The following is a 4,007-nucleotide window of genomic DNA, read 5'->3' as shown; positions in this document are numbered from 1 at the left end:
ATGGTGTTGATGAGGCAAAGTCTTATACGGATATGAAATTTGAGACGTTGAACTATGCTGTTGAGGATGTCCGCAAAGAGGCAAGACAGGCAGCGGCTATTGGTTTGGCAGTGTCTAACTTACGTTATTATGATATACCAGGATCTTTAAGTGTTTCATTTGGTACGGGTGTATGGCGCAGTCAATCCGCATTTGCTATTGGTGCTGGTTATACATCTGAAGATGGGAATATGCGCACTAACTTATCTGTGACAAGTGCTGGAGGTCATTGGGGGGTAGGCGCAGGGATTACTCTGAGACTGAGATGATGATGAAAAAACGGAACATTTTTGTGAGGATTTTATTAGTCCTTGCTTTTTTGGGTAAGGGCAAAAGTGTTGCTAACGAGAATAATAATATTTATACGGTGCAACCACCACATTTATCTACTCCTAAGGGACAACCTGGTGAAACACGCCGAATCATTATGCAATTTTATGATTGGACTTTGATTTGCGATGAAAAACAGGACGAAAAACAGAAACTTAAACAAGGCATATGTAATGTAACGCAGGCTGTTCATGATCAGAAGGATAATACTATTTTTAGTTGGTCTCTTGTTTCTACGAAAAATGGTCAAGCAATTATGCTCTTTCGAACATTACCAAATGCTGATACAAATGTTCCTATTCGAATGTTTTTGGAAGGTGTCAAAAAACCTATTCTCATTCATTATACGCAATGTAATGAAACAGTCTGTTTGGCACAATCTCCTGTAGGACCGATGCTTAGTAAACAAATAGAGCAGAATAAAAAAGTGCGTATTTCCTACAAGGTTAAAGAGGGGAAGATATTTTCCTTTACTGTACCCTTTAAAGGGTTAAGTGCAGCAATTAATTCTTTGCAACGATAGACTAAAGGGAGTTTTTTAATAAGGATTTTTTCATAATTTTTTGTGGTTTTATTTGCATATCCAAATTTAAATGAAGAGTAATGATTGATAGTTGCTATACGGTGTGATAGGGAGATCATTGATCCAAACGGGAGCATATTTTAAAAGTTTAAAATTATAGTACGATATTTGTATACAATAGTAACTCAATTTAGAGTTTTTCTGCAGAACTTATGATAGCTTATCTCGGATAAAGGGTGAGTTTATTTACTTCCATAAAGTCTTTTGGGTTTTTGGAACAATCTTATTTGATATCGGTAACTCCAAATTGAAATTTAGTAGTATATTTTTGTGATATCAATAATAATTCAGTCATTCTGAAAATATAATTGCCACATTATTATTTTGTGAATACATCATAAAATTATAGTTCTAAAAATCTCTAAAAGGATAAATTTATTTTTATACAATAGAGATGTATTATACGTAACTGATATAAAAAAAGGTTAGCAATTTACAAAAATAAATGTAAACATAAATGATTAATTTATAGTTTGAAGATCATAAAAAGAAGTTTGATTTTGTGCGAATAACCAAAAGTTATTCAAACATCTAGATGATTATAATCTAAAAAACTTTATGATAAAAAAATAGGTAATGTTTTCTTGATATTTATAATTTAATACCACATTGTTACTTTAGCTTTATGAATAAGCAGAAAAGTTCTCGCGTTTGTTTATTGGGGGAAAACGCTCAAGGGATAAGAAAAAATGGCCCCATTAGATTATGGTTCAAAAGAGTCAAAGCGAGGAAGAGCGTACGATAAAAGAGCAAAGCAGTTTTGTGATCACCGTGGACATAATCACAATAAGCATTCTACATTGTTACAGACAGGAATGTGTTCTGTTTCTGTTGATGTAAAGAAACAACAGCGAGAAGGATATTGTAAACAGAAACAGATATTTATTCAATCAGATACAGTTTGTGAATTTCATGGTCGATCAGCTGTAGGTATCAAAAAAACAAAAAAAGTCAAAACACCTTTTCTTCCACAACTCTCTCAATTAAAGTCTCCACCTCTTTATGCGGCACTTGATTTAGGAACGAATAATTGTCGTCTTCTTATCGCGTCTCCTAGTAAACCGGGGTACTTTCATGTTGTTGATGCTTTTTCACGTATTGTACGATTGGGAGAAGGTTTAGTAAATAACGGTTTTCTTAGTGCACAAGCAATGGACCGTGCGATTGAGGCATTAAAGATTTGTCATTTAAAGCTAAAACAAAGGCGTATTAAGCGTTATCGTTTGGTTGCAACTGAAGCTTGTCGTTCAGCGGAAAATGGTAGACATTTTATTCAACGTGTTTTGGATGAGACTGGTCTAGAATTGGAAATTGTTGATCGGGAAACAGAAGCGCGTTTTGCTGTTTCAGGATGTGGCACGCTCGTTGAACCAAATACTGATGCGATTGTACTTTTTGATATTGGGGGAGGGTCATCAGAAATTGTGCTTCTTGATGTTTCTAAAAAGCGTTCTTTACGTTTAACTGAGCAGATTACGGCGTGGACTTCACTTCCTGTTGGTGTTGTCACGCTTGCTGAACGTTTCGGGGGAAATAATATTAGTTTAGATGATTTTGAAAAAATGAAAGGTTATGTACGGAGTTTTTTAAATAATTTTTCAGGCCGTCATAAGTTGGGAGCTCTTGCTCAAGGCTCAAAATTTCATCTTTTGGGAACTTCTGGAACGATTACGACTTTAGCAGGTATGCACCTTAATTTAAAACGTTATGACCGGAGGCGAGTAGACGGCATTTGGATGAATGATGCAGATATTACTCTGATAACGGAACGCTTATTGTCATGGGACATCAAGAAACGTGTAAATAGTCCTTGCATTGGACGAGAAAGAGCAGATTTAATTTTAGCTGGTTGTGCAATTTTAGATGTCATTCGAGAAGTTTGGCCCAGTCAACGATTAAGAGTTGCTGATCGTGGATTGAGAGAAGGAATTTTGATAGAGTTGATGTTACGTGATGGTGTATGGTGTCGTCATAAGCAGAGAAAAAGCTTTAAGCGCTGATAGTTATCAGAGTACGGAGATGATAAATAATGATGAAAAAAACGATAAAAACACCGACGGGTGGCTATGGTGGTTCAGGATCGCATGAATTATATCAGCGTGTAAAGAAGAAAGCAGGCACTATTAAAGCGTCATCACGGCGGTGGTTAGAGAGGCATCTCAATGATCCTTATGTTCATCAATCGAGAGTAGATGGTTATCGTTCGCGTGCGGCCTATAAGTTAATAGAAATTAATGAGCGTTATAAGTTTCTCAAAAAAGGTCAAAAGATTATTGATTTAGGAGCGGCGCCAGGGGGGTGGTGTCAGGTTGCGTTAGGTGTAGTAGGATCAAGTGATAAAAAACCTAATGTGGTTGGCATTGATTACTTACATGTTGACCCATTGCCTGGAGTTGTGATGTTGGAAATGGATTTTTTGCATATAGATGCACCACAGAAATTAATTGATGCTTTAGGAACAAAACCGGATGTGGTACTTTCTGATATGGCAGCACCAACAACAGGCCATCGTCAGACAGATCATTTAAGAACGATACATTTATGTGAAGTTGCAGCTGATTTTGCTCTTTCGGTTCTCAAACCTGGAGGACATTTTTTAGCAAAGGCCTTTCAAGGTGGGGCAGAAAACACTCTTCTTACGACATTAAAACAGAATTTTAAAACAGTCTATCATGTTAAACCACCTGCAAGTCGATCAGAATCAGTGGAGCTTTACCTTTTGGCACTTAAATTTAAGGCAAAAACAGAAATGCAACAATAGCTTCTTCTTTTCAAAAGGTTTAAGTTTCCTTACATGTTTATAATGTAAGGTTATTTTCAAAAGGCTGTCAGTAATGTTATTGATGGTTTTTCTTTTATAAATAATAAAAAACTGATAGAATTGACACATTACCTATAGAGGTAGGGGGATTGATTCCTCAATGAGCGTTTCCAATGAAATTTCTTGATCAAGCTAAAGTCTATATTCGTTCTGGTAATGGGGGAGCAGGGGCGGTATCATTTCGTCGTGAAAAATTTATCGAGTTCGGGGGCCCTGATGGGGGTAATGGGGGAC

The 4,007-nt window shown here is 36.4% G+C and carries 4 protein-coding genes and 1 pseudogene; all 5 read left to right on the top strand.

All coding sequences use genetic code 11. The annotated features are described in order from the left end of the window. Positions 1-308: YadA-like family protein (locus J7R07_RS07860; RefSeq protein ID WP_208436308.1), on the top strand; the 308-nt coding region annotated here is incomplete at its 5' end. Continuing rightward, positions 308-892 carry an invasion associated locus B family protein gene (locus tag J7R07_RS07855; protein WP_208436310.1) on the top strand — a complete coding sequence of 195 codons (585 nt, stop codon included), beginning with the start codon at positions 308-310 and terminating at the stop codon, positions 890-892. The genes J7R07_RS07860 and J7R07_RS07855, both read left to right, overlap by 1 nt. A gap of 749 nt (positions 893-1,641) precedes the next feature. Then, the gene (locus tag J7R07_RS07850) at positions 1,642-2,952 is read left to right on the top strand and encodes a Ppx/GppA phosphatase family protein (RefSeq protein ID WP_208436307.1); all 1,311 of its coding nucleotides are present in this window, start codon (positions 1,642-1,644) and stop codon (positions 2,950-2,952) included. 32 nt (positions 2,953-2,984) lie between these two features. Continuing rightward, positions 2,985-3,713: an RlmE family RNA methyltransferase gene (locus tag J7R07_RS07845; RefSeq protein WP_208436309.1), complete on the top strand. Its 729-nt coding sequence runs from the start codon at positions 2,985-2,987 to the stop codon at positions 3,711-3,713. A 173-nt stretch (positions 3,714-3,886) separates the two neighbouring features. After that, positions 3,887-4,007, top strand: a pseudogene (obgE, locus tag J7R07_RS07840) (GTPase ObgE); the annotation flags it as partial.

The sequence above is a fragment of the Bartonella phoceensis genome, assembly GCF_902825145.1.
GTDB classification, from domain to species: Bacteria; Pseudomonadota; Alphaproteobacteria; order Rhizobiales; family Rhizobiaceae; genus Bartonella; species Bartonella phoceensis.
This window is presented reverse-complemented; position numbering and strand designations above follow the sequence as displayed.

Bases quoted from the DNA above. Each gene is read 5' to 3' on its own strand.
- J7R07_RS07855 (WP_208436310.1), top strand. From the start codon at position 308: ATGATGAAAAAACGGAACATTTTTGTGAGGATTTTATTAGTCCTTGCT.
- J7R07_RS07850 (WP_208436307.1), top strand. From the start codon at position 1,642: ATGGCCCCATTAGATTATGGTTCAAAAGAGTCAAAGCGAGGAAGAGCG.
- J7R07_RS07845 (WP_208436309.1), top strand. From the start codon at position 2,985: ATGAAAAAAACGATAAAAACACCGACGGGTGGCTATGGTGGTTCAGGA.